The organism is Streptomyces sp. TBY4 (genome assembly GCF_024213195.1).
Classification (GTDB): Bacteria; Actinomycetota; Actinomycetes; order Streptomycetales; family Streptomycetaceae; genus Streptomyces.
In genome coordinates this window covers 433,181-458,267 of record NZ_JANAVF010000006.1, presented here as the reverse complement: position 1 = coordinate 458,267, position 25,087 = coordinate 433,181, and the positions used below count along the sequence as shown (strand labels likewise).

Here is a 25,087-nt window from a genome sequence, read left to right as displayed (position 1 = left end):
CGGAACCAGCCATTGCCACAAGGCCCCGGAGGGACAGAAGGGGACAATTCCCCCTCCCTGCCCCGCCCGCCCCTACTGTCTTCGGACAGCGCGCCCGACGGTCCGTCACCCGGCCGGCCACCGGCCCGTCACCGGCCCGTCACATGAAAGGGGTCAGGAAGCGGCGCAGCGCCTCTTCGTAGGCGGCCGGGTCGGCGTTCCACATCGCCCCGTGGGAGGCGTCGGGAACGGAGTGCAGGGTGACGAGGTCGGGTCGGGCAGCGGCGAGCCGGCGCGAGGGCTCCCAGGGGGCGAGGGTGTCGTCGGGGCCGTGGAAGATCAGTACGGGGACCCTCAGCGCGGCCGGATCCGACCCCGGGGCCCGCCGGTCGGCGCGCAGGCCGGCCCGGCCCTCGGCGGCCTTGACGGCGAACGGGAGCAGGGGGGCCGGGGTGCGGCGCGCGGCGGCGAGGGCGCGCAGGGTGGCGTGCCAGTCCAGGACGGGCGAGTCGAGGACCAGCCCGGAGATCCGGTCGGCCAGCGCCGAGCGTTCGAGGGCGTGCAGGGCCATCGTGGCGCCGGTCGACCAGCCGTGCAGGACCACGCGGCGGGCGCCGTAGCGCAGGGCGTAGCGGATGGCGGCGTCGAGATCGCGCCATTCGGACTCGCCGAGGTGGCCGAGGCCGTCCGGCGACTCGGGGGCGCCGAGGTCGCCCCGGTAGCCGAGGTCCAGGACGGGGAGCTTGTTGCGGTGGAGGAAGGGCATCACCACCATCGGGTGCTCGCGGGTGGCGCCGAGCCCGTGGACGGTGATCACCCAGGTGTCGCGGGCGCCGGGCAGGAACCAGGCGGGCAGTGCGCCGAGCTCCCCGGGGACGTCCACGTCGGCGTGGTCGAGGCCGAGGGCGGTGCCCGGGTCGCCCAGGTGGACCTGGGGGGTGAGGGTGACGCGGGTTCCGTGGTCGAGGCTGCCGTGGGTGACGGCGACGAGCCTGCGCACCACGGTGTCGGGGCCGTGCAGGGCATCCGGGAGGACGGGCCCGACGACGGCGTGCACCCCCGGCGCGGTGAGCCCGTAGGTGCCGGGGCGCAGGGAGGCGAGCGAGCGGGTCAGCTCGACCCGGCCGGCCGCGGTGGAGTGGACGCTGAGCCGGGGGCCGCCGGGGAGCGGACGGCCGGGCTCGGTCCGCAGGGCCGCGTCGGCGGCGTACCGGCCGGCCAGCGCGGCGGCGGTGACGGCGGCCGCGCCGGCACCGAGCAGGGTCGTGGTGACGGCCGCTGCCGTCGCTGTAGCGGTACGCACCGCTCCAGTGTCGGGGCGGACGGTTCGGCGGGCCACCGGAGGAGATCGTTCCGACCGGGGGTCCGGAGGGGCGACGGAGGGGTGACGAAAGGGTTCCGCTCGAGGTGATCTAGATCTCTTCGGGGACCCCGGACGCACCGCGGCCGCTACCGGAAGTCCCTTCCCGAAACGTGCGGACACCCCGGCGTGACATGCATTAATCGATATATCAACGCTCTTCCCGGGACGAAGGTCCCCACCGGGTGCCGGACCGGTACACCGTCCGAACCCTGTCAGTTCACCTTCCGTTCATCCAGGTTGCCTACGGTCCACGAACCACTGACGTCAAACAGAAGCCTGGGTAAATGGAGCACATAACGCTTCTCCTCGGGATCGTGATCATCACCGCTCTCGTGTTCGATTTCACGAACGGTTTTCACGACACGGCCAACGCGATGGCCACCACCATCTCGACCGGCGCCCTCAAGCCCAAGACCGCGGTGGCCATGTCCGCCGTGCTCAACCTCGTCGGCGCTTTCATGTCCGTGGAGGTCGCCAAGACGATCTCCAAGGGACTGGTCAACGAGGAAGGCATCCAGCCGGAGGTCATCTTCGCCGCCCTGGTCGGCGCGATCCTCTGGAACCTCGTCACCTGGCTGGTCGGACTGCCCTCCAGCTCCTCGCACGCCCTGATGGGCGGCCTGATCGGTGCGGCCGTGGCCTCCGCCGGCATGGGCGCCGTCAACGGCAGCGTCGTCGTCACCAAGGTCCTGATCCCCGCGATCGCCGCTCCGCTGGTCGCCGGTTTCGCCGCGTACCTGGCCACGAAGGTCACGTACAAGGTCGGCGACGGCATGGGCGAGAAGACCTCGGCCAAGGGCTACCGCGCCGGCCAGATCGCCTCCGCGGGCCTCGTCTCGCTGGCGCACGGCACCAACGACGCGCAGAAGACGATGGGCATCATCACCCTGGCGCTCGTCGCCGGCGGCGCCCTCGCCCCCGGCTCCAACCCGCCGGTCTGGGTCATCGTCTCCGCCGGTCTGGCCATCGCGATGGGCACCTACCTGGGCGGCTGGCGCATCATCCGCACCATGGGCAAGGGCCTCACCGACCTGCAGCCGCAGCAGGGCTTCGCCGCCCAGACCTCGGCCGCCAGCGTCATCCTGGCCTCCTCCTCCCTCGGCTTCTCCCTCTCCACCACCCACGCGTGCTCCGGCGCCGTCATGGGTTCGGGTCTGGGACGCAAGGGCGGCGTGGTCCGCTGGTCCACCGCCACCCGCATGTTCATCGCCTGGGGCCTGACCCTCCCGGCCGCGGCCCTGGTCGCCGCCGGTGCTGAGCTGGTCATGCGCACCGGGGACATCGGCGTCGCCGGCGTCACGGTCTTCCTGGTCGGCTCCTGCGTCGCCATCTGGCTGATCTCCCGCCGCCAGGTCGTCGACCACACCAACGTCAACGAGGTCGCCCCGGCCGGCTCCGAGGAGCCGGGTGTCGTCACCACGGCCATCGCGGCCGTCGCCGTCCCCGCGACCACGGCCGCCGCCGGCAGCACCGCCGCGGTGACGGACGAGGAACTGAAGGCCACCATCCCGGCCGCGGCGACGACCCCCGCGGCTCCGGCCGCCGCGGTCTGACCGGCCCGGTCCCGAGAACGACAGAGGATTCAGCGGTATGAAGATCGACTGGGCAGCGCTCGGCTCCGTGTTCGGGGTCAGCCTCTCCGCCACCGTCGTCCTGGTGACCCTGTTCACCCTGGGTCTGATGGGGCTCTCCAAGCACGAGGCCGCCACCGAGCAGGGCGGCGCCGCCACCCTGGCCCGCAGCGGCGCGTACGCCTGCTTCGCGCTCTGCACGGCGGCCGTGGCCTACGGGATCTACCTGATCGTCGCCTGAGGCGCCGGACACCACTCCTGTACGAAGGCTCCCCCCGGGTTCGTCCCGCGGGGAGCTTTCGCATGCCCGGAGCCCCCTCCCCCACCACCCCGGCGCAGGTCAACGGCGAGTTGACGGGCCTTCGCGCTGCGTGGTGGACTGCCCGAGCCATTACGGCGGCATGGAGAGGAAGTCCGGTGCGAATCCGGCGCGGTCCCGCCACTGTCACCGGCGCACACGGCCTTCGGCCGGTGCGGCCGGGAGCCAGGAACTCTCGCCGCCGGACACGTCGAACCAGGGCGCGGACCCTGAGTGAGGACATACCTGCCACCATGCGTGCCGATCGCGTCTTCGCGTACGGCGTCACGGCGGGCCTGATCGGCGACCGGATCCTCGGGGATCCGCGCCGGGGGCACCCCGTGGCCGCCTTCGGACGAGCCGCCGCCGCCGTCGAACGCGCCCTGTGGCGCGACGACCGCGCGCGGGGCGCCCTGCACACCCTGCTGTGCGCCGGAGGCGCCGCCGCCGTCGGCGCGCTCGGCGCCCGCGCCGTGCGCTCCCGGCCCGCCGCCGCCCGGATCGCCCTCACCGCCGCCGCCACCTGGGCCGTCGTCGGCGGCACCTCGCTGGGCCGGGAGGCCCGCGCCATCGGCGGGGCGCTCGCCGCCGGGGACGCCGAGGTGGCCCGCGAGCGGCTGCCCCACCTGTGCGGGCGCGACCCGCAGGCCCTGGACGAGCAGCAGATGGCCCGCGCGGTCGTCGAATCGGTCGCCGAGAACACCTCCGACGCCGTGGTCGGCGCCCTCGTGTGGGGCGCCGTCGCGGGCGTCCCCGGGCTGCTGGCCTTCCGCGCCGTGAACACCCTCGACGCGATGGTCGGCCACAAGTCCCCCCGCCACCTGCGCTACGGCTGGGCCTCGGCCCGGCTCGACGACGTGGCCGGCTGGCCGGGCGCCCGGCTGACGGCCCTGGCCGCCGTACTGGCCGGGCCCGACCGGCGGGGAGCCGTACGGGCCTGGCGCGCGGACGCCGCCAAGCACCCGAGCCCCAACGCCGGGCCCGTGGAGTCCTCCTTCGCCGGGGCGCTCGGCGTACGGCTGGGCGGAACCCTGGCGTACGCGGGCCGGGTCGAACACCGGGCCGTGCTCAACGGAGAGACCGGGCGGCCCGTGGAGGTCGCCGACATCGAACGGGCGGTGCGGCTGTCGCGCCAGGTGACGTGGGTGGCGCTGGGGGCCTGTGTGGCCGCCCGGACGCTGGTTTCCCGTCTGACCAGGAAGGGGCGGCGCGCATGAGCGGCGGCGCGAAGCGCGGCGGGGGTCTCCTCGTCGCCGGTACGACCTCGGACGCGGGCAAGAGCGTGGTCACGGCGGGCATCTGCCGATGGCTGGCCCGGCAGGGCGTGAAGGTGGCCCCGTTCAAGGCACAGAACATGTCGCTGAACTCCTTCGTGACGAGGGAGGGCGCCGAGATCGGCCGCGCGCAGGCCATGCAGGCCCAGGCGGCCCGCGTGGAGCCGACCGCGCTCATGAACCCGGTGCTGCTCAAGCCCGGCAGCGACCGCAGCAGCCAGGTGGTGCTGCTGGGCAAGCCGGTGGGCGAGATGAGCGCGCGCGGCTACCACGGGGGGCGTCAGGAACAGCTCCTCGGCATCGTCACGGACTGCCTGGAGCAGTTGCGGGGCACGTATGACGCCGTGATCTGCGAGGGGGCGGGCAGCCCGGCCGAGATCAACCTGCGCCGGACCGACATCGTGAACATGGGCATCGCGCGGGCCGCGCGCTTCCCGGTTGTCGTCGTCGGCGACATCGACCGGGGCGGGGTCTTCGCGTCCTTCTTCGGTACGACGGCCCTGCTGTCGGCGGAGGACCAGTCGCTGATCGCGGGCTACCTGGTCAACAAGTTCCGCGGCGACGTGACCCTGCTGGAACCGGGCATGGAGATGCTGCGGGGCCTGACCGGGCGGGCCACGTACGGCGTGCTCCCCTTCCAGCACGGGCTGGGCATCGACGAGGAGGACGGCCTCCGGGTCTCCCTGCGGGGGGCGGTACGGGAATCCGTGGTCGCCCCGCCCGTGGGCGAGGACGTGCTGCGGGTCGCGGTCTGCGCGGTGCCGCTGATGTCCAACTTCACGGACGTCGACGCGCTCGCGGCGGAGCCCGGGGTGGTCGTGCGGTTCGTGGACCGGGCCGAGGAACTGGCCGACGCCGACCTCGTCGTCGTCCCCGGCACCCGGGGCACGGTCAAGGCCCTGGCCTGGCTGCGCGAGCGGGGGCTGGCGGACGCGCTGGTGCGGCGGGCCGCCGAGGGGCGGCCGGTGCTGGGCATCTGCGGCGGGTTCCAGGTGCTGGGCGAACACATCGAGGACGAGGTCGAGTCGAAGGCCGGCTCCGTGGCGGGGCTCGGGCTGCTGCCCGTACGGGTCCGCTTCGAGCGGGAGAAGACCCTGGCGCGGCCGGTCGGTTCGGCGCTGGGCGAGGAGGTCTCCGGCTACGAGATCCACCACGGCGTGGCCGAAGTCCTGGGCGGGACGCCCTTCCTGGACGGGTGCCGGGTCGGGGCGGTGTGGGGCACGCACTGGCACGGCTCGCTGGAGTCGGACGGCTTCCGCCGGGCCTTCCTCCGCGAGGTCACCTCGGCCTCGGGGCGCCGCTTCGTCCCGGCCCCGGACACGTCCTTCTCCGCCCTGCGCGAAGATCAGCTGGACCTGCTCGGCGACCTGATCGAAGAGCACGCGGACACGGACGCCCTGCTCCGCCTCATCGAGTCCGGAGCCCCGTCGGGCCTCCCCTTCCTCCCCCCGGGCGCGCCATGACGTCCCCGTCCCTGCGGGGCCGCTCCGTCCACGTCCGCCCGCGCACGCGTATCCGTACCCACGCTCAAGAAGGGGCCACCGCATGAGCACGCCCTACCCGTTCACCGCCCTGGTCGGCCAGACCGACCTGCGCCTCGCGCTGCTGCTCAACGCCGTGAGCCCCGCGGTCGGCGGTGTCCTGGTGCGCGGGGAGAAGGGGACCGCCAAGTCCACCGCCGTCCGCGCCCTGTCCACGCTGCTCCCGCAGGTGGACGTGGTCCCGGGCTGCCGGTTCAGCTGCGCGCCCACCGCCCCGGACCCCGTCTGCCCCGACGGCCCCCACGAGCCGGGACCGGCCGCCGCGCGGCCCGCCCGGATGGTGGAGCTGCCCGTCGGCGCCTCCGAGGACCGGCTCGTCGGAGCCCTCGACATCGAACGCGCCCTGTCCGAGGGCGTGAAGGCCTTCGAGCCCGGCCTGCTGGCCGACGCGCACCGCGGGATCCTGTACGTCGACGAGGTCAACCTGCTCCACGACCACCTCATCGACCTGCTCCTCGACGCCGCCGCGATGGGCGCCTCCTACGTGGAGCGCGAGGGGGTCTCGGTCCGGCACGCGGCCCGTTTCCTGCTCGTCGGGACGATGAACCCCGAGGAGGGCGAGCTCCGCCCGCAGCTGCTCGACCGGTTCGGACTGACCGTCGAGGTCGCCGCCTCCCGGGAGCCGCTGCAGCGGGTCGAGGTGGTGCGCCGCCGGCTCGCCTACGAGGACGACCCGGCGGGCTTCGCCGGCCGCTGGTCGGGGGACGAGGAGGAGGTGCGCGCCCGGGTGGTGGCCGCGCGGGCGCTGCTCCCGCAGGTGCGCCTCGGTGACACCTCGCTGCTGCAGATCGCCGCGACCTGCGCCGGTTTCGAGGTCGACGGCATGCGCGCCGACATCGTGATGGCCCGCACCGCGACCGCGCTGGCCGCCTGGGCCGGGCGGACCGAGGTGCGCAAGGAGGACGTGCGCCAGGCCGCCCTGCTGGCGCTCCCCCACCGGCGGCGCCGCAACCCCTTCGACGCGCCCGGTCTCGACGAGGAGAAGCTGGACCGGATCCTGGACGGGTTCCCGGACGAGGAGCCCGACCCCGAGCCGGAGCCCGAGGGCCCGGGCGAGGGCCCCGAGGACGGCGGCCCGGACGGCGGCCCCGACGGAGGGGGCGGCGTACCCCCGCAGGGCTCCGGGCCGGACGCGCCCGAGGCGGAGCCGGAGCCCCCGGCCGAGCCCGAACAGCAGCCCGAGGCGCAGCCCTCCGCCCAGGAGGCCCCGGAGAACGGGACGGCGGCCGGTCCGGCCGAGCAGGCTCCCGTACGGGCCTCCGAGCCGTTCCGCACCAAGATGCTGAGCGTCCCGGGCCTCGGCGAGGGCGCCTCCGGCCGGCGTTCGCGCGCCCGCACCGCGCACGGCCGCACCACCGGGGCCCAGCGGCCCCGGGGCCAGCTGACCAAACTGCACCTGGCGGCGACCGTGCACGCCGCCGCCCCGCACCAGAAGGCGCGCGGGCGCACCGGGCGCGGGCTGGTCGTCCGCAAGGACGACCTGCGGCAGGCGACCCGCGAGGGCCGCGAGGGCAACCTAGTGCTGTTCCTCGTCGACGCCTCCGGCTCCATGGCGGCCCGGCAGCGCATGAGCGCGGTCAAGGGTGCCGTGCTGTCCCTGCTGCTCGACGCCTACCAGCGCCGGGACAAGGTCGGCCTGATCACCTTCCGCGGCTCCACGGCCGAACTCGCCCTGCCGCCCACCTCCTCCGTCGACGCCGCCGCGGCCCGGCTGGAGAAGCTGCCGACCGGCGGGCGCACCCCGCTCGCCGCCGGGCTGCTCAAGGCCCACGAGGTGCTGCGGATCGAGCGGCTGCGGGACCCGAGCCGGCGCCCGCTGCTGGTGGTCGTCACCGACGGGCGGGCCACCTCGGCCGGGGCCGTGGGCGGTGACCCGCGCGCCCTTTCGGCGCGGAGTGCCCGGCTGCTGGCGGCCGGCGGGGTCGCCTCCGTGGTCGTGGACTGCGAGTCGGGGCCGGTCCGGCTCGGGCTGGCCGGCGTACTGGCCGCCGATCTGGGCGGCCCGGCCGTCACCCTCGACGGGCTGCGGGCCGATGCGCTGGCCGGGCTCGTCAAGAACGTACGTACTCCATCCCCGACCCTCAGGAGGGCCGCGTAATGCCGCAGGGACAGCCGTCCGTCGTTCCGGACGACGGACTCACGACGCGTCAGCGCCGCAACCGCCCGCTCGTCTTCGTGCACACGGGGCCGGGCAAGGGCAAGTCGACGGCGGCCTTCGGTCTGGCGCTGCGCGCCTGGAACCAGGGCTGGCCGATCGGGGTGTTCCAGTTCGTCAAGTCGGCGAAGTGGAAGGTCGGCGAGGAGAACGCGCTGAAGGTGCTGGGCGCCTCCGGCGAGGGCGGCTCCGTCGTCTGGCACAAGATGGGCGAGGGCTGGTCCTGGGTCCAGCGCGACGCGCAGCTCGACAACGAGCAGGCGGCCAAGGAGGGCTGGGAGCAGGTCAAGCGCGATCTGGCCGCCGAGACGCACAAGCTGTACGTGCTGGACGAGTTCGCGTACCCGATGCACTGGGGCTGGATCGACGTGGACGAGGTCGTCGAGGTGCTGCGGAACCGTCCCGGCACCCAGCACGTGGTGATCACCGGGCGCAACGCCCCGGCGAAGCTCGTGGAGTTCGCGGACCTCGTCACCGAGATGACCAAGGTCAAGCACCCGATGGACGCCGGCCAGAAGGGCCAGAAGGGCATCGAGTGGTGACCTCGTTCAACGTACCGAGACTGGTCATCGCCGCGCCCTCCTCCGGCAGCGGCAAGACCACCGTCGCGACGGGGCTGATGGCGGCCTTCTCGGAGCGCGGCCTGACCGTGTCCCCGCACAAGGCCGGCCCGGACTACATCGACCCGGGCTACCACGCGCTGGCCACGGGCCGGCCCGGGCGCAACCTGGACGCCTTCATGTGCGGACCGGAGCTGGTGGCTCCGCTGTTCGCGCACGGGGCGGCCGGGGCCGACCTGGCGGTCGTCGAAGGCGTGATGGGCCTCTACGACGGGGCCGCGGGGCGGGGCGAACTGGCGTCGACGGCGCAGGTCGCGAAGCTGCTCCGGGCGCCGGTGGTGCTGGTCGTCGACGCGTCCTCGCAGTCGCGGTCGGTGGCGGCGCTGGTGCACGGCTTCGCCTCCTTCGATCCGCAGGTGCGGCTCGGCGGCGTGATCCTGAACAAGGTCGGCTCCGACCGGCACGAGGTGATGCTGCGGGAGGCCCTGGAGGAAGCCGGGATGCCGGTGCTCGGCGTCCTGCGGCGGGCTCCGCAGGTGGCGGCGCCCTCGCGGCACCTCGGACTGGTGCCGGTCGCCGAGCGGCGGCGGGATGCCCTCGACTCCGTGACGGCCCTGGCCGAACAGGTCCGCCAGGGCTGCGACCTGGAGGCCCTGATGGCCCTGGCCAGGACGGCCCCGCCGCTGGCCTGCGAGGCGTGGTCCCCGGAACTGGCTGCCGCGCAGCGGCAGAATCCAGCCTCGCCGGCGTTTGAGGCGCGGGGTCTGGGGCGGAGCCCCAGCGGCGGCGCCGCACCCGTCATCGCCGTCGCCGGTGGGGCCGCCTTCACGTTCTCCTACGCCGAGCACTCGGAGCTGCTGCGAGCCGCCGGAGCGGAGGTGGTCACCTTTGACCCCCTCCGGGACGAGGCGCTCCCCGACGGCACCACCGGCCTGGTGATCGGCGGCGGGTTCCCCGAGGTGTACGCGCCCGAGCTGTCGGCGAACGAGCCGCTGCGCAAGGCCGTCGCGGCCTTCGCCGCCGCCGGGGGCCCGGTCGCGGCCGAGTGCGCCGGGCTGCTGTACCTCGCACGCTCGCTCGACGGCAAAGAGATGTGCGGGGTGCTCGACGCCGACGCGCGGATGTCGGAGCGGCTCACGCTCGGCTACCGCGAGGCGGTCGCCGTCTCCGACAGCGTCCTCGCACCGGCCGGAACCCGGCTGCGCGGGCACGAGTTCCACCGCACGGTGATCGAGCCGGGGGCCGGCGCCGCGCCGGCGTGGGGCTTCACGCATCCGGAGCGCCGGGTCGAGGGGTTCGTAGCGGACGGCGTGCACGCCAGTTACCTGCACACGCACTGGGCGGCGGAGCCCTCCGTGGCCCTGAGGTTCGCCGAGGCCGCGGCAGCCCGTCGGTGAACCGGAGACGCCCGGGGCCGGTCGGCTCACTCCGCCAGGCCCACCACCAGCCAGATCCCCGCCACTCCGCCCACGGTGCACATCAGGGTGGACAGCGCGGGGTGCTTGTGGTGGGCCTCGGGCAGGATCTCGGCGGCGGCCAGGTACAGCAGGACGCCTCCGAAGAAGCCGAGGTAGGCCCCGAGCGGTTCCTCCGGAAGGGTGAACAGCAGAGTGGACGCGGCCCCCACGACGGGGGCCGCCGCGTCCGCGAAGAGCATGAGCAGGGCCTTGCGGCGGGCGTTCCCGTAGAGCCGGGTCAGCGTGTACGTGTTGAACCCGTCGGCGAAGTCGTGGGTGATGACGGCCAGGGCCACGGCCACGCCCATGCCCCCGCCGACCTGGAAGGCGGCGCCGAGGGCCACCCCGTCGGCGAGGCTGTGGCCGACCATGGCGGCGGCCGCCGTCAGGCCGACCTGGGGGACCCGGCCCCCGTGCTCCCCGTGCCCGTCGCCGTTCGCGCCCCCGTGGGAGGCCTGGCGGACGGCCAGGAGGCGTTCCACGCAGTGGGCGGCGAGGAAGCCGCCGACGAAGAGCAGCAGGGCGAGCGGAACCCCGAACACCTCCCTGCCGGCGGCGTGCATGGCCTCCGGGAGCAGGTCGAGGCCCACGACGCCGAGCATCAGCCCGCCGGCCAGGCCCAGCACGAGGTGGCGGCGGTCGGTGACGCGCTGCGCCGTCCATCCGCCTGCCAGGGTCATCAGGAACGCACCCAACGCCACGATCACGGCCATGTGCCCTTGCATACCGACTCCGCGCCGCCCGCGCACTTCCGCGACCGGGTGGCGGACCACGGACGGTTGACGGACCGGCGGCAGCCGGAACCCACCACCACGAGCAGCACCACGAACACGACGACGGAGAACGGATGAACCTGATGGGCGAGTACGCGACGCACCTGGTCGTCGGGGTCGGTGGCCGCGCGGGCGTGTCCGTGGCGGAGGTGTGCGCGCTGGTGGAGGAGACCCTGCGCGGCGCCGGGCTGGCGTCGGGGGCGGTGACGGCCCTGGCCACCGTGGAGGGCAAGGCCCTGGAGGCGGGGATCACGGGTGCGGCGGAACGTTTCGGCGTGCCCCTGCTGAGCTACCCCGCCGAACGCCTCGCCGAGATCCCGGTGCCGTCCCCCTCCGACGCCGCCCGCGAGGCGGCCGGCACCGCGTCGGTGGCGGAGGCCGCGGCACTCGCCGGGGGCGGGGAACTCCTCGTACCCAAGCGGCGGTCGGTGGCGGCCACCTGCGCCGTCGCCACGGCCCACACGCACGATCTGCGCCACCACGGGGACGCGGAGGTCGCGGACGGGGGCCCGGAGCTGGTCGACCTCGCGGTGAACGTACGGTCCCACACGCCGCCGCAGTGGCTGAAGGACCGGATCGCGGCTTCGCTCGACGTCCTGTCCGCGTACCCCGACGGCCGCGCCGCCCGCGCGGCCGTGGCCCTGCGGCACGGGCTGCCGGTCGAGCGGGTGCTGCTGACCGCGGGGGCCGCGGAGGCGTTCGTACTGATCGCGCGGGCGCTGGGCGCCGTACGGCCCGTGGTGGTGCATCCGCAGTTCACCGAGCCGGAGGCGGCTCTGCGCGACGCGGGCCACCGGGTGGAGCGGGTGGTGCTGCGGGCCGCGGACGGCTTCCGGCTGGACCCGGCTGCGGTCCCGGAGGACGCCGACCTCGTGGTGGTCGGGAACCCGACCAACCCGACCTCGGTGCTGCACCCGGCGCGGACCCTGGCCGCGCTGGCCCGGCCCGGGCGGATCCTGGTGGTCGACGAGGCCTTCATGGACGCGGTCCCCGGCGAACGCGAGGCGCTGGCCGGGCGGACGGACGTACCGGGCCTGGTGGTGCTGCGGAGCCTGACCAAGACCTGGGGCCTGGCCGGGCTCCGCATCGGCTACGTGCTGGCCGAGCCCGGGGTGATAGCGAAGCTGGCGGCGGCGCAGCCGCTGTGGCCGGTGTCCACGCCCGCGCTGGTGGCGGCCGAGGCCTGCGTGGCGCCCGCGGCGCTGGCCGAGGCGGAGGCCGCGGCCCGGCAGATCGCGGTGGACCGGGAGCACCTGCTCGCGGGGCTCGCGGAGTTCGAGGAGATCACGGTGGCGGGTACGGCGGCGGGGCCGTTCGTGCTGATCCGGGTGGAGGGCGCGGCACAGATCCGCACCCGGTTGCGCGCGCTGGGCTTCGCCGTGCGCCGCGGCGACACCTTCCCGGGGCTGGACCGCTCCTGGCTCCGGCTGGCGGTCCGCGACCGCGCGACGACGGGCCGCCTCCTCCAGGCCCTCGACCTGGCCCTCGCGGCGCGCTGACCGCGCGTGGAGGGGGCCGGCCGGGCGGGGCCGGCCCGCCCGCGCGCGGGCACGTTTCCGCTGATCTCACCCCAATGACGCGTTTGCCCGCGTCGCGCATGGCGGCGCCCCCACCGGTGGGCGACTATTCCCGCAGGCAGTGACCATGCGCACCACGCGACACCGGGGGTACGGGGATGAAGACGGTCGGCAGGATAGGTGCGGCCGTGGCCGGACTGGCCGTGGTGGGAGGCGCCGCCTACGGCGTGACGCAACTGGCGGGCCAGGACGGCGACGGCGCGGCGGCCGGGCAGCGGCTGGGGCCCAAGCCGGGAGCCACGGCCTCGGCCCCGCCCCCAGCCACTGCCACGGCCACTGCCCCAGCCGCCGCCCCGACTTCGGCGGTCCCCGGCGGGAAGCCGTTCACCCTCGTCGGAACCGGCGACATCATCCCGTACCCGTCGATCATCCAGCGGGCCGCCGCGGACTCCGGGGAGAGGGGCGGCTACGACTTCCGGAAGATATTCGCCGGGGTCAAACCCCTCGTCTCCGCCGCCGACCTGGCGATATGCCACCACGAGATACCGTACGGCCGGCCCGGCGGCCCCTACACCGGATACCCCCTCTTCAAGGCCCCGCACCAACTGGCCGACGCCCTCAAGGACGCCGGCTACGACAGCTGCTCCACCGCCTCGAACCACACCCTGGACGCCGGCTACGAGGGCCTCGTCCGCGTCCTCGACCACCTCGACCGCGTCGGCATCCGCCACGTCGGCTCGGCCCGCGGCGCCGAGGAGGCCCAGGCCCCGGCCCTGCTCGAGGCCGGCGGGGCCAAGGTCGCCCAACTGGACTACACGTACGGGACGAACGGCGTCCCGCTCCCCGACGGCAAGCCCTGGGCCGTGAACCTGATCGACCCGGTCCGGATCATCGCCGACGCCCGCGCCGCGCGCGCGGCCGGCGCGCACGTCGTCGTCCTCAGCGTCCACTGGGGCTCCGAGTGGCAGACGGCCCCGGACCAGCAGCAGCAGGACCTGGCCAAGGCGCTGACCGCCTCGCGCGGGGCGGACGGCCTCCCCGACATCGACCTGATCCTCGGCACCCACAACCACGTGCCGCAGCCGTACGAGAAGGTCAACGGCACCTGGGTGGTGTACGGCATGGGCGACCAGGTGGCCAGCTTCTACGAGGCGGCGAAGGCCCGCGGCAACATGTCCTCGGTCCCCCGCTTCACCTTCGCCCCGGCGGCCGCGCATCCGGGCCGCTGGGAGGTGGTGAAGGCCGAGTACCTCACCCAGTTCTCGGACATGCGGCCGCCGTTCCGCGTCGTCTGCACCTCCTGCGAGGCCGCCACCTCCTCCGCCGACAGCACGTACGCCGCCGCCGACCGCGAGGTGACGAAGGCCGTGATGTCACGCGGCGCCGGTGAGCAGGGCCTGACGCGCGCGACGGAGTAGCCCTGCGGGACGGTCCTACGAGGCCCTGCCGCGCCGGGTCACGACCAGTGCGGCGGCGCCGAAGCCGAGCAGGAGCAGGGCACCGCCCGTCACGAACGGGGTGAGCGAGCCGCCTCCGGTCTCGGCGAGGCCGGCCTGGGTCCCGGAGCCGCCCGTGGTGGCCGTCTGGGGCTTGACGTCGGGCAGCTTCGACGCGCTGGCGCTGGGGGCGGGGGCGGCGGGGGACTCGCAGCGGGCCTCGGCGAGCACGATCTCGCCGTCCACCTCGGCCACGTTCAGGTCGAGGGGGTTCACGGACACCTTGAGCCGCAGCGCGGTCGCGGCGGCCGTGGTGGAGGTGGTCCGGTCGGCGGAGAGCTCCAGGCCCACCAGGCCGACCTTGGGGACCTCCACCTTGGTGGGGCCGCCCGCCGAGAGGGTGACCTTCTTGCCCAGGACGGTCACCGTCCCCAGGACGTTGGAGCTCGCGACCGGCTTCTTGCCCGCCTCGCAGACGGCCTTGGAGCTGACCTTCTCCACCTCGATCACGGACAGCAGGGGCAGCCCCGGGACGTGCACCCGGGCCTTGGCGAGGTTCGCCTCCGCCGCGGCGCGGCCGTCGTCGACGGTGGCCTTGGAGGTGGCGACGTCGGCGCGCAGGACGCTCACCGGCGCTCCGCCCTCGACCCCGTCGAGGGTGACGGTCAGCGCCGTCTTCGCGGCGTCGGCCGGGGCGCTGACCTCGTTGAGGGTCGCGTTCAGCGGGACGTGCACGGTCTTGTTGAGCAGGCCCACGTCCAGCGTGGTGCGCAGGACCACGGCGCTGGCCTTGCCCCCGCCCGGGTGGGAGCCGGTGGAGCCGGCGGAGCCGGTGGCGAAGGCGGGCGGGGCGGCGAGCAGGGCAACCGCTCCCGTGGCGACGAGCGCGGCCACGGGCATGCGGAAGGTGTTGCTGTTCAAGGTGGTGGAACCCCCAGGGAGATGGGAGCCGTCGCGCCGCCAATGGGGGACATTGCGCGCGCCGACGGCCTCGACCCCGGAATCTTTACGCACTGAGAGTGAACGGGGGTGAACCAGGCGTGAGTTCACCCCAAAGGGTGGTTTCCAGGCATAGGTTCGATTACATACGCCTCATCCGGAACGGGAGTTCCCTCCCACCCCGGAAGTCCGGGCCACCCCGGACCGCGCACGGCATACACAACGACCACACGGCCGCCGACGTCACGCCCCGTCAACTCCCGCACCCGCCGCTCTGATTGACTGAGGCGCATGGGGAGCGGGGCATTCATCACGAAGACGCGACGGCTGGCGGCACACGAGGGGCGGTGGATGACGAGCCTCGGGCTGTGGGTCGTCCGGCGCCCGCACGGGGTCGGGGACGGGGACATCGCCGTCGGGTACGCGCGTGCTCAGGCGTCGACCTCGTACGGGCTGGCCTTCTTCTTCCTGGTCGAGACGGTCGGGGTGTCCTTCATGCTCGCCGAACACCCGGTCCCCCACCTGGTCATGCTGGTCCTCGACCTCTACACGGTGCTTCTGGTCCTGGGGCTGCACGCGGCCGCCGTCACGCGCCCGCACGTCGTCGGGCCGGGCGGACTGCGGGTGCGGCGCGGTGCTCGGCTCGACCTCCGGATACCCCTGGAAGCGATCGCTTCCGCCCGCTACGACCTCCGCTTCCCGGACGCGAACAAGGCCGAGGACGGCGTGCTCGACGTGGCCGTCGCGTCACAGACCTCGGTCACCATCGAGCTGACCCGGCCCGTCACCGCCGTGAGCCTGCTGGGGCGGCGCACGGAGGTGCGTACGGTCCGCTGCCACGCCGACGAACCGCAGGCCGCCGTCGCCGCGATCAACGGGCTGCTGCCGGTGGGCGCCTGACGGGGCCGACGCCGCCCGCCGTGTCGTCCGTAAGGCCTCAGGCCACCACCCTGCCGTTCACCACCACCCGCAGCGGTTGCGCCAGCGCCCGTACGTCGGCCCGCGGATCGGTCCCGTAGACCACGAGGTCGGCCGGCGCCCCCTCGGTCAGGCCGGGCCTGCCGAGCCACTCGCGCGCCCCCCAGGCCGTCGCCGAGAGGGCCTCCAGCGGCGGGATCCCGGCCTTGACGAGCTCGCCGACCTCGGCCGCGACCAGGCCGTGCGGGAGGGAACCCCCCGCGTCCGTGCCGACGTAGACCCCGATGCCCGCGTCGTGGGCGGCGCGGACGGTGTCGTAGCGCCGCTCGTGCAGCCTGCGCATGTGCGCCGACCAGCGCGGGAACTTGGCCTCGCCGCCCGCCGCCATCTTCGGGAAGGTCGCGATGTTCACGAGGGTCGGGACGATGGCCACCCCCCGCTCCGCGAACAGCGGGATGGTGTCCTCGGTGAGCCCCGTGGCGTGCTCGACGCAGTCGATGCCCGCCTCGACCAGGTCCCGCAGGGAGTCCTCGGCGAAACAGTGCGCGGTGACCCGCGCCCCGAGGCGGTGGGCCTCGGCGATGGCAGCCTCGACCTCGGCCCGCGGCCAGCAGGCGGTCAGGTCCCCCACCTCGCGGTCGATCCAGTCCCCGACCAGCTTGACCCAGCCGTCGCCCCGCTGCGCCTCGCGGCCCACGTACGCGACGAGGTCGGCGGGCTCGATCTCGTGGGCGAAGTTGCGGATGTAGCGGCGGGTCCGTGCGATGTGCCGGCCCGCCCGGATGATCTTCGGCAGGTCCTCGCGGTCGTCGATCCAGCGGGTGTCGGACGGGGATCCGGCATCGCGGATGAGGAGGGTGCCGGCGTCCCGGTCGGTCAGGGCCTGCCGTTCGGCGGTGTCCGCATCCACCGGTCCGTGGGCGTCGAGCCCCACGTGGCAGTGCGCGTCGACCAGCCCGGGCAGGACCCATCCGGCGACCTCGGTGACCTCGCGGGCGCCGCGCGGGCGCTCGTAGGAGATCCGGCCGCCGACCACCCAGAGCTCGTCACGGACCTCGTCGGGCCCGACCAGCACCCGGCCCTTCACGTGCAGCGTCCCCGGGCTCACGTTGTCTCCATTGACCTCGTCGCTCATGGCGGCACTCTATGTGGGGGCTCGGTAGGCTCTCCAGACCGGTCCGGAGCATTCCGGACGAACGCCCCGGACCGGGAGAACGAGCCCGGACCGAGAGAACGAAGAGAGCGGCGCCGTGAACCACCCCCTCCTGGACCTCCCGCCCCTGACCGCCGCGCGCTTCGCGTCGATCGAGCGGGGGGTGGCGGAGCTGCTCGGGACCCGGGCCGACGTGGTGATCACCCAGGGCGAGGCGCTACTGCCGCTGGAGGGGTGCATCCGCTCGGGCGCACGGCCCGGTTCGACCGCGCTGAACGTGGTGACCGGCCCCTACGGGACCACCTTCGGCAACTGGCTGCGCGACTGCGGGGCGCACGTCGTGGACCTGGAGGTCCCCTTCGACACCGCCGTGTCCGGAGCCCAGGTGGACCGGGCCCTGTCGGAGCACCCGGAGATCGACTTCGTCTCCCTGGTCCACGCGGAGGCGGCCACCGGGAACACCAACCCGGTGGCGGAGATCGGCGAGGCCGTACGGGCCCACGGGGCACTGTTCATGCTGGACGCGGTGGCCTCGGTGGGCGCGGAGCCGCTGCTGCCGGACGCGTGGGGCGTGGACCTGTGCGTGATCGGCGCGCAGAAGGCCATGGGCGGACCGGCGGGGGTCTCGGCGGTGTCGGTCTCGGACCGCGCCTGGGCCCGCTTCGCGGAGAACGCCTCGGCGCCGCGCCGCTCCTACCTCTCCCTGCTGGACTGGAAGGAGCGCTGGATCGACGGCGGCCGCACGGCGCTGCCGCACGCGCCGGCGCAGCTGGAGATGCTGGCGCTGGAGGCCTGCCTCGACCGCATCGCGGCGGAGGGCCTGCCGTCGGTGACGGCCCGCCACGCGGCCGCGGCGGCGGCGACCCGCGCGGGTGCGGTGGCGCTGGGCATCGCCCCGTACGTCGGCCTGGACGCGGCGGCGGCCCCGGTGGCCACCACCCTCCGGGTGCCGGAGGCCTCCCTGGTGGTGGCGAAGGCCCTCGCGGCGGATCCGGCGGCCCCCCTCGCGGCGGGCGGCGGCGCGCTGGCCCGGGAGATGGTCCGGGTCAACCACTACGGCACGGCGGCCTCCCGGGACACCGTCGGCGCCTGCCTGACGGCCCTGGCAGGGGCCCTGTCGCTGGACCCGGCCGGAGCCCTCGCGGCGGCGGACTCGGCCTGGTCGGCGGCCCTGCCCACCGCCTGAGCCGGAGCCGGGCCTAGCCGGGCCGGGCCGTGACAGGCCGGGCCGGGCCTTGGGCAGGTCCGGTCGGCCGGCCCGGGGCGCATCCTTACGGGGTCGGTACCGCGCACGCTCCGTCGGGCTCGCACGCCTCGCCCTCGGGGGCGGCGGGCGAGGTGACCTCGCGGCCGGCCCAGGCCTGCTCCAGCGCCTGCGCGAACACCTCGGCGGGCTGCCCGCCGGAGATCCCGTAGCGGCGGTCGAGCACGAAGAACGGCACGGCGTTGGCGCCCAGTTCGGCCGCTTCGCGCTCGTCCTCCCGCACCTCGGCGGCGTACGCGGACTCGTCGGCCAGCACCGCGCGGGCCTCCGCCTCGTCCAGTCCGGCCTCCACCGCGAGGGCGACCAGGACCTCGGGTTCGAAGACGGAGCGCTCCTCGCCGAAGTTGGCGCGGTAGGCGAGGTCGAGCAGCTCTTCCTGGCGGCCGCGGGTCGCGGCCAGGTGCAGCAGGCGGTGGATGTCGAAGGTGTTGCCGTGGTCACGGCCCTCGGTCCGGTACGTCAGCCCCTCGGAGCGGGCGCTCGCGGCGACGTGCTCCTCCATGGCGCGGGCCTCGTCGAGGGTGCGGCCGTACTTCTTGGCCAGCATCTCCAGGACGGGCGCCACCTGGCCCTTGGGGCCGTTCGGGTCGAGCTCGAAGGAGCGGTGGACCACCTCGACCTCCTCGCGGTGCGCGAAGCCGGCCAGCGCCTTGGCGAACCGGGCCTTGCCGATGTAGCACCACGGGCAGGCGATGTCGCTCCAGATCTCGACGCGCATGTTCCCTGTTCCCTCTGCTTCCCTCTGTGGATTCCCTCTACGGAATCGACTGTTCCGCCTTCAACCATCCGGGGGCCCGTCTCATTCCCCGGACGGGTCCCCCACCGCGAGCCACAGGACGCGGTGCGAGCCCGCGGTCCGGGTTCCGGCGGGTTCCGGGAGCCAGCCGTGGGTGGCGTAGAAGGCCTGGGCGCGCAGGTTGTGCTCGTAGACCTCCAGTCGGACCTTGCGGACGCCCGCCCGGCGCCAGGCGTCCAGGCAGGCGGCGTGCAGGGCCGCCCCCGTGCCCCGGCGCCAGTGCGCGGGGTCCACGTGCAGCTGGGTGAGGGTGGTCCCGCCGCCGGTGGTGCTGAAGGCCGCCACCCCGGTGAGCTCTCCGTCCCGCTCGGCGCAGAGCACCGCGCCGGCGTCCCCGGGCCGGGCGACCGCCCGGGACCAGCCCTCGCGGGTCCGCGCGAGCTCCGCCCCGCCGCTGAAGGCCTCCTCCGGGATCCGGCCCTGGTAGTAGGTGGCGCGGGCGCGGGTGTGGAGGGCTGCGATGGCGTCGAGATCGGCGGGGCGCGCGGCTCTGATCATGGAGGGGGAAACGCGCCGGGAACCCCCGCGGTTCCCGGCGCGCTCCTCCCGCGGCTCCCGTGCGTCCCGCGTGCCCGGCGGGGCTACTTCTTCAGCCACGCCTCCATCATCTTCTGCGCGACGGGAGCGGCGAGCTTGCCGCCGGCGATCTCGGAGCGGTCGGTGTCGGACCCGACGATCACCACGGCGACGGCGATCTGCTTGCCGCCCGCCTTGCCGTACGTGGTGTACCAGGCGAGCGGCGGCAGGCTGTTGTCCACGCCGCGCTGGGCGGTACCGGTCTTGGCGCCCGATTCGACACCGGGGATCTGGACGTTCCGGCCGCCGCCCTCGGTGGCGACCGTCCTCATGGCGTCCTGCAGCATCGAGGCGGTCTTACCGCTCATCACCTGCGTGGACTTCGGGTTCTTGAAGCTCTCCAGCACGTTGCCGTTGGAGTCGGTGACCTCGGAGACCTCGTGCGGGGCGACGAGCTTGCCGCCGTTCTCGATCGCGGCGCTCACCATCGCCATCTGGAGCGGGGTGGCCTGGACGTCGAACTGGCCGATACCGGTCTGCGCGACCTGGTCGACGGACATCTTCTTCGTCGGGTACTTGCTCGCGGGGTCGGTCCAGACGGGCAGCTTCTGCACCACGTTGAAGCCCAGCTTCTCCGCCATCGCCCGCATCTTGTCCTGGCCCAGCTTGTGCGCGAAGTCGGCGAAGACGTTGTTGCAGGAGAGCTTGAGCGCAGTGCGGGGGCTGACGTTGTTGCACTGCGCGTCGGTGACCTCGCTCCTGAGCTTGATCTTGGTCCCGGGGATCGTGTAGTCGCCGGGCACGGAGGTCGGCGTGTCGATGTTCGTGACCAGGCCGTTCTCGATGGCCGCCGCCAGGGTGACCAGCTTGAAGGTGGAGCCGGGCGCCTGCGGGTTGCGCAGCGCCGTGTTCACCATGGCCTTGCCGCCGTCGGCGTTGAGCGCGTCCCACGCCTTCTGCTCCGCGGTGCCCGCGCCGGAGATGCTGCCCGGGTCGAAGGACGGGTTGTTCACGATGGCCAGGATCTCGCCGGTGGCCGGGTCGATCGCCACGGCCGAGCCCTGCTTGCCCTGGAGCGCGTCCCAGCCCGCCTTCTGGACGTTCTTGTCGATCGTGGTGAGGACGTTGCCGGGGGCGGCCCGCTTGTCGGTGAGCGTGTCCATCATCGTCTTGAGCCGGTTGTCGGAGCCGTTGAGGATGTTCTTGTAGATGCCCTCCAACATGGTCGACCCGAAGGCCTGGGAGCTGTAGCCGGTGATCGGCGCGTACAGCGGTCCGTCGGTGTAGGTCCGCTTGTACCGGAAGTCCTTCCCGCCGGTGTCCTGGGAGCCGGTGATCGCCTCCCCGCCCACGATGATGTTCCCCAGCGGGTTCTCGTACTTCCCGATGAGGTTGCGCCGGTTGTTGTCGTTGTCTGCGAGGGCCTGGCCTTGGTACGCCTGCACCCAGGTGACCCGCACCAAGAGGGCCAGCACCAGAAGCAGACAGAAGACCGACGCACGCCTGATCGTCTTGTTCATCCCCCAGAAGGACGCCCCAGCCGCCCCAGCCGTTCCGCTCTGCCCCGATTGTGGCGGAGTTCTCAGCCTTTCTTCATGGGGAACCCTCCCTCGTACGCCGCGATGACCGCCTGGGTCCGGTCCCGGGAGCCGGTCTTGGCCAGCACCGCCGCCACGTGCGTCTTGACCGTCTGCGGGCCGACTCCGAGCCGCTCCCCCACCTCCTGGTTGGAGAGCCCGGTGGCCATCAGGCGCAGCACGTCGGCCTCCCGCTCCGTGAGTCGCGCGACCCAGGGCGCGGCGGCCGGAGCGGCCCCCGGCGGGGTATGGGCGGCGGCCAGGGAACGGACCGCCGCCGGGAAGAGCAGCGAGTCCCCGCGCGCCACGAGCCGCACCGCGGCAACCAGCTCGTCGGGGTCGGCCCGCTTGAGGAGGAAGCCGGAGGCTCCCGCGCGCAGCGCGTCGTACACGTAGGCGTCGTTCTCGAAGGTGGTGACCACCACGACCCGGGGCGGCCCGGCCATGGTGGCGAGGATCCGCTCGGTGGCCCGGATGCCGTCGATCTCCGGCATCCGCACGTCCATCAGCACCACGTCCGGGGCGAGCGCCCGGACCACGGCCACCGCCTCGGCTCCGGTCGCCGCCTCCCCGACGACCTCCATGTCGGGCTCGGCGTCGAGGATGACCCGCAGGGCCGTCCGGACCATCCGCTCGTCATCGGCCACGACCACCCGCAGCGGCGGCCGGGTCACCGGGCGCCCCCGCCGAGCGGGAGGACGGCCCGCAGCCGCCAGCGGCCCCCGTGCGGGCCGGCCTCGACCCGCCCGCCGAGCAGCGCGGCCCGCTCGGCGGCGCCGCGCAGCCCCCGGCCCCCGGTGGTGCGGGCCGGCGGAGCGTCCGCCGGATCGTTCGTCATGATGATCTCCAGTTCCTGATGCCCACCCGATGCGCCCCGGTCTCCCGGTTCCCCCGGTTCCCCGCGTTCCCGTACGAGGATCCGCAGATCGACCGGGCCCGTCCCGTGCCGCAGTGCGTTGCTCAGCCCCTCCTGCACGATCCGGTACGCCTCACGGGAGGCGATCGCCGGAAGCCGCCCCCAGTCGCCGGCCGGTCCCGGGTCCTGGCGGGTGGTGATCGGGGTCCCCGAGGCCCGGCTGCGGGCCAGCAGCCCGTCGAGGTCGGCCGCGAGCGTCGGGGCGGCGAGCGGTCCGGCGCCCCCGGGGCCCGCAGCGTCGCCGGCCCCGTCGCCCTCGCGCAGCAGGCCGAGCACGGCGTCCAGCTCCCCCACCGTGCGCCGGGTGGTCTCCTCGATCGCGGCCAGCGCCTCCCGGACGAAGCCGGGGTCGCTGTCGAGCACCCGGCGGGCGGCGCCCGCCTGGAGGGTGACCGCGCTCAGGGCGTGCCCGACGGCGTCGTGCAGCTCCCGGGCCAGCCGGTTGCGGACCGCCAGGTCCGCCGCGCGCTCCTCGGCGGCCGCCAGCCGGTCCGCCGCCGTCGGCCCCAGCAGCACGGGCGCCAGCCGGGCCAGCAGCGCCCCCGCCGCCGCGGCGCACAGGACGAGCCCGGCCAGCAGCCCGATCCCGAGCAGGGGGGCCAGGTACGGCTGGGCCTGTGCGTCGACCGGGCCGAGCCCGACCGGCAGCTTCCGCAGCGCGCCCACGAACGGCAGGGCGAGCAGCACCACCGCCATGGGCGGTACCGCCAGGCTCATCCCGCTGACCAGGGCGCCGACCCCCAGGTGCAGGGTCCACCAGACCGAGGCCCGCCCCCGGGCCGCCCAGCTCCGGGCCGGCCCTTCGGCCAGCCCCTCTCCCGGCACCGCGCACATGGCCCGCACCGCGGCCACCGACATCGGCCGGACCAGTCCGAACAGTCCGCTCACGGCGACGATCGGCAGGGCCAGGGCATAGGCGGCGAAGTTGAGCAGCAGCGAGGTACGTGCGTCGCTCCCGCCACCGAGGGCTCCGACCACCACCTGCGTGAGCAGGAAGTACGGCATCAGCAGGGCCCCGCCGAGTATCAGGTGCACCCACCGCAGCCGGGCCCGCGCCCCCAGCAGCCGGCTCGGGCCGGCCCTCCCCCTCGCCGTCGGCCCCACCCGCGTCACACCGTGCGGCGGGAGGCGAGGAACCGGGTGAGGACGACGGCGCCGAGTATTCCGGTGATCATCTGGCCAGCGTAGGCCAAGTGGAGTATCGCGGAAGGCTGTTCGCCATCGGGGTCCGGGCCCAGCACGGCGATCAGCAGCCACGCGCCCCAGCTCAGCGCCGCCGCCGACCCGGTCCACGCGAGGACCAGCGGCCAACGCGCCGCCCGCTGCCCGCCCCTGGCCAGCAGCAGCACCCCGGCGACGGCCACGAGGGCGCACATCGCGTGGACCGCGTTGACCACGCCCGTCTCCGCGGAGTACACCGCGATCTGATTCGCGCTCAGCCCGGCCGTGCCTCCGAACGCCCAGTACAGCTGCACCGCGGCCACGGCCAGGCCCAGTACCGCCGAGGCTCCCGCCACCACCCCCGTGGACGACGGGAGCCCCTTCCCCAGCACGCCCTGCCAGAGCGTGCCCCAGCGCTCCCGCGCATAGGGCACGAACAGCCCGGCCAGAGCGAGTCCTTGAAGCATGAAGCCGATGTAGACGATGTTGAACACCCACGGGTCGAGGAAGGGCTCCTGAGCCGCCTGAGCCGCCTCGTCCGCCCCCATGCCCAGCGCCTTGACGGCGATCTGGCCCGGGAACCCAGTGAAAATCGGGATCAGCAGCCCGGTCGCGACGAAGGCCGGGACGACCAGCGGCCACGACGGCACCCGCATGCCCCACGGGCGGGTGAGCACCAGCACGAGCAGGATCACGGTGGCGTCCATGACCAGCGTGACCGCGTTCGCCACGGCGAAGAACAGCCCGTGCTCCAGGAGCACGCTGCCATCCGGTATGCCGATCCGGCTCCCGCCCAGCCAGGCGGCCTTCATCGCCAGGTACGGGACGGCGGAGGCCAGGGCCACTGCCCGCAGGATCTTGTGCCCGGTCCCCAGCGCGGGGGCCGACGGCTTCGTGTCGTACGCCGTGTCACTCTGTCGAACCGCTCGTGTGGTCATGACTCAACGGTCCCGGTTCCGCGCCCCCGCCACCTCCCCCTTGAAGGGGAACCGCCTCCCCCACCCGGGGGAGGAACCAGGCCCTCCACCGCACCGCCCCCCGGATGCCCCGCCGCTACATCCGCCGCGTCACCACCGACAGCCGGTCGCGCGCCGCGAACAGCGCCGCCCTGATGTCCCGTTCGTGCTCCGGCGTCAGCCGCGCCACCGGTACCGAGCAGCTCACCGCGTCCCGCGCCGGCGTCCGGTACGGCACCGCCACTCCGAAGCAGCGCAGTCCGAGCGTGTTCTCCTCGCGGTCCACCGCGTACCCCTGCTCCCGTACCAGTGCCAGGTCCTCGATGAGCCGGTCCCGGTCGGTGATGGTGTGCTCGGTGACGGCTTCGAGCCGGCGCGGCAGCAGTGCGCGCACCTCGTCGTCCGTGTGCGTGGCCAGCAGTGCCTTGCCGAGCGCCGTCGAGTGCACCGGCAGCCGCCGCCCGACGCGGGTGAAGGGCCGCAGGTAGTGCTGGGACTGCCGGGTCGCCAGGTAGACCACGCTCGTCCCGTCCAGGCGGGCGAGGTGGATGGTCTCCGTCGTGTCGTCGGAGAGCCGGTCCAGGGTGGGGCGCGCGGCCGCCACCACCTCGTCCCCGTCGATGTACGAGCTGCCGACGAGCAGCGCCCGTACGCCGATGCCGTACCGCGTGCCCGTCGCGTCCGTCTCCACCCACCCCAGGTTCACCAGGGTGCGCAGCAGCATGTAGAGGCTTGATTTGGGCAGGGACAGGTCGCTCTGGATGTCGGCCAGGCTGTGCAGCCCCGGCCGGGAAGCGAAGTGTTCCAGCAACAGGACCGTGCGTACCGCCGACTTGACGGCCGCCGGTGCGCCCGAGCCCCCCGACTCAGCTGTGGTGGTCATCCGCCTTCGTGCCCCTCTGTCTCTCATCTGTCTCTTGTCAACCCGGAAGACGCGGAAATAGAGTCCACGGTGGATGTGATCATT

Annotated in this window: 22 protein-coding genes and 1 riboswitch; of the genes, 11 read left to right on the top strand and 11 right to left on the bottom strand. The window is 74.1% G+C overall.

Annotation, left to right across the window (positions count from 1 at the left end):
• Window positions 1–139: 139 nt before the first annotated feature.
• Window positions 140–1,282: a prolyl oligopeptidase family serine peptidase gene (locus tag NLX94_RS17925; RefSeq protein ID WP_254383874.1), complete on the bottom strand. Its 1,143-nt coding sequence runs from the start codon at window positions 1,280–1,282 to the stop codon at window positions 140–142.
• 344 nt (window positions 1,283–1,626) lie between these two features.
• On the opposite strand from NLX94_RS17925, the gene NLX94_RS17920 reads away from it, so the two are divergent.
• The 7 genes from NLX94_RS17920 (at window position 1,627) to NLX94_RS17890 (ending at window position 10,138) form a co-directional block, all read left to right on the top strand.
• Window positions 1,627–2,895, top strand: coding sequence for an inorganic phosphate transporter (locus NLX94_RS17920; protein ID WP_254383872.1), 1,269 nt, complete (start codon window positions 1,627–1,629; stop codon window positions 2,893–2,895).
• A 37-nt stretch (window positions 2,896–2,932) separates the two neighbouring features.
• The gene (locus NLX94_RS17915; protein ID WP_254383871.1) at window positions 2,933–3,154 is read left to right on the top strand and encodes a hypothetical protein; all 222 of its coding nucleotides are present in this window, start codon (window positions 2,933–2,935) and stop codon (window positions 3,152–3,154) included.
• A 164-nt stretch (window positions 3,155–3,318) separates the two neighbouring features.
• Window positions 3,319–3,407, top strand: a riboswitch (cobalamin riboswitch).
• A gap of 58 nt (window positions 3,408–3,465) precedes the next feature.
• Window positions 3,466–4,428: a cobalamin biosynthesis protein gene (locus NLX94_RS17910; RefSeq protein ID WP_254383869.1), complete on the top strand. Its 963-nt coding sequence runs from the start codon at window positions 3,466–3,468 to the stop codon at window positions 4,426–4,428.
• Window positions 4,425–5,948, top strand: a complete 1,524-nt coding sequence (locus NLX94_RS17905) for a cobyric acid synthase (protein WP_254383868.1) — start codon at window positions 4,425–4,427, stop codon at window positions 5,946–5,948. Before NLX94_RS17910 ends, NLX94_RS17905 begins: the two co-directional genes overlap by 4 nt.
• An 82-nt stretch (window positions 5,949–6,030) precedes the next feature.
• Window positions 6,031–8,124, top strand: a complete 2,094-nt coding sequence (locus NLX94_RS17900; protein WP_254383866.1) for a putative cobaltochelatase — start codon at window positions 6,031–6,033, stop codon at window positions 8,122–8,124.
• Window positions 8,124–8,723 (top strand): cob(I)yrinic acid a,c-diamide adenosyltransferase, encoded by a 600-nt coding sequence (gene cobO / locus NLX94_RS17895; protein WP_254383865.1) that lies wholly within the window; start codon window positions 8,124–8,126, stop codon window positions 8,721–8,723. Before NLX94_RS17900 ends, cobO begins: the two co-directional genes overlap by 1 nt.
• Window positions 8,717–10,138 carry a cobyrinate a,c-diamide synthase gene (locus tag NLX94_RS17890; RefSeq protein ID WP_254383864.1) on the top strand — a complete coding sequence of 474 codons (1,422 nt, stop codon included), beginning with the start codon at window positions 8,717–8,719 and terminating at the stop codon, window positions 10,136–10,138. The genes cobO and NLX94_RS17890 overlap by 7 nt, the downstream gene beginning before the upstream one ends.
• 26 nt (window positions 10,139–10,164) lie before the next feature.
• On the opposite strand, the gene NLX94_RS17885 is transcribed toward NLX94_RS17890, so the two are convergent.
• A complete protein-coding gene (locus tag NLX94_RS17885) occupies window positions 10,165–10,911 on the bottom strand; it encodes a ZIP family metal transporter (protein ID WP_254383863.1) in 747 nt (248 codons plus the stop codon).
• A 134-nt stretch (window positions 10,912–11,045) separates the two neighbouring features.
• Between NLX94_RS17885 and cobC the strand changes: the two genes are divergently transcribed.
• Window positions 11,046–12,470, top strand: a complete 1,425-nt coding sequence (gene cobC, locus NLX94_RS17880) for an Rv2231c family pyridoxal phosphate-dependent protein CobC (protein WP_254383862.1) — start codon at window positions 11,046–11,048, stop codon at window positions 12,468–12,470.
• A gap of 206 nt (window positions 12,471–12,676) precedes the next feature.
• Window positions 12,677–13,906 carry a CapA family protein gene (locus NLX94_RS17875; RefSeq protein ID WP_254383861.1) on the top strand — a complete coding sequence of 410 codons (1,230 nt, stop codon included), beginning with the start codon at window positions 12,677–12,679 and terminating at the stop codon, window positions 13,904–13,906.
• A gap of 15 nt (window positions 13,907–13,921) precedes the next feature.
• Here the strand turns inward: NLX94_RS17875 and NLX94_RS17870 are convergent, their stop codons facing one another.
• Window positions 13,922–14,845, bottom strand: a complete 924-nt coding sequence (locus NLX94_RS17870) for an SCO1860 family LAETG-anchored protein (protein ID WP_254383860.1) — start codon at window positions 14,843–14,845, stop codon at window positions 13,922–13,924.
• 369 nt (window positions 14,846–15,214) lie between these two features.
• Between NLX94_RS17870 and NLX94_RS17865 the strand changes: the two genes are divergently transcribed.
• Window positions 15,215–15,763 carry a hypothetical protein gene (locus NLX94_RS17865; protein ID WP_254383859.1) on the top strand — a complete coding sequence of 183 codons (549 nt, stop codon included), beginning with the start codon at window positions 15,215–15,217 and terminating at the stop codon, window positions 15,761–15,763.
• 37 nt (window positions 15,764–15,800) lie between these two features.
• Here NLX94_RS17865 and NLX94_RS17860 read toward each other — a convergent pair whose 3' ends face one another.
• Window positions 15,801–16,916 (bottom strand): amidohydrolase family protein, encoded by a 1,116-nt coding sequence (locus tag NLX94_RS17860; RefSeq protein WP_254383857.1) that lies wholly within the window; start codon window positions 16,914–16,916, stop codon window positions 15,801–15,803.
• 115 nt (window positions 16,917–17,031) lie between these two features.
• On the opposite strand from NLX94_RS17860, the gene NLX94_RS17855 reads away from it, so the two are divergent.
• Window positions 17,032–18,120: an aminotransferase class V-fold PLP-dependent enzyme gene (locus tag NLX94_RS17855; protein ID WP_254383856.1), complete on the top strand. Its 1,089-nt coding sequence runs from the start codon at window positions 17,032–17,034 to the stop codon at window positions 18,118–18,120.
• Between the two features lie 85 nt (window positions 18,121–18,205).
• On the opposite strand, the gene NLX94_RS17850 is transcribed toward NLX94_RS17855, so the two are convergent.
• The 7 genes from NLX94_RS17850 to NLX94_RS17820 all read right to left on the bottom strand — a co-directional run bounded on the left by NLX94_RS17850 (window position 18,206) and on the right by NLX94_RS17820 (window position 25,003).
• Window positions 18,206–18,916: a DsbA family oxidoreductase gene (locus tag NLX94_RS17850; protein WP_254383854.1), complete on the bottom strand. Its 711-nt coding sequence runs from the start codon at window positions 18,914–18,916 to the stop codon at window positions 18,206–18,208.
• Between the two features lie 81 nt (window positions 18,917–18,997).
• Window positions 18,998–19,591, bottom strand: coding sequence for a GNAT family N-acetyltransferase (locus NLX94_RS17845; protein WP_308402446.1), 594 nt, complete (start codon window positions 19,589–19,591; stop codon window positions 18,998–19,000).
• Window positions 19,576–21,030: a penicillin-binding transpeptidase domain-containing protein gene (locus tag NLX94_RS17840; RefSeq protein WP_254383852.1), complete on the bottom strand. Its 1,455-nt coding sequence runs from the start codon at window positions 21,028–21,030 to the stop codon at window positions 19,576–19,578. Before NLX94_RS17840 ends, NLX94_RS17845 begins: the two co-directional genes overlap by 16 nt.
• 62 nt (window positions 21,031–21,092) lie before the next feature.
• Window positions 21,093–21,716, bottom strand: coding sequence for a response regulator transcription factor (locus tag NLX94_RS17835; protein WP_302169832.1), 624 nt, complete (start codon window positions 21,714–21,716; stop codon window positions 21,093–21,095).
• Between the two features lie 41 nt (window positions 21,717–21,757).
• Window positions 21,758–23,038 (bottom strand): histidine kinase, encoded by a 1,281-nt coding sequence (locus tag NLX94_RS17830; RefSeq protein ID WP_254383850.1) that lies wholly within the window; start codon window positions 23,036–23,038, stop codon window positions 21,758–21,760.
• 74 nt (window positions 23,039–23,112) lie between these two features.
• Window positions 23,113–24,102, bottom strand: a complete 990-nt coding sequence (locus NLX94_RS17825) for a hypothetical protein (RefSeq protein WP_254383849.1) — start codon at window positions 24,100–24,102, stop codon at window positions 23,113–23,115.
• Window positions 24,103–24,217: 115 nt separating this feature from the next.
• Window positions 24,218–25,003, bottom strand: coding sequence for an IclR family transcriptional regulator (locus tag NLX94_RS17820; protein WP_254383848.1), 786 nt, complete (start codon window positions 25,001–25,003; stop codon window positions 24,218–24,220).
• Window positions 25,004–25,087: the final 84 nt, after the last annotated feature.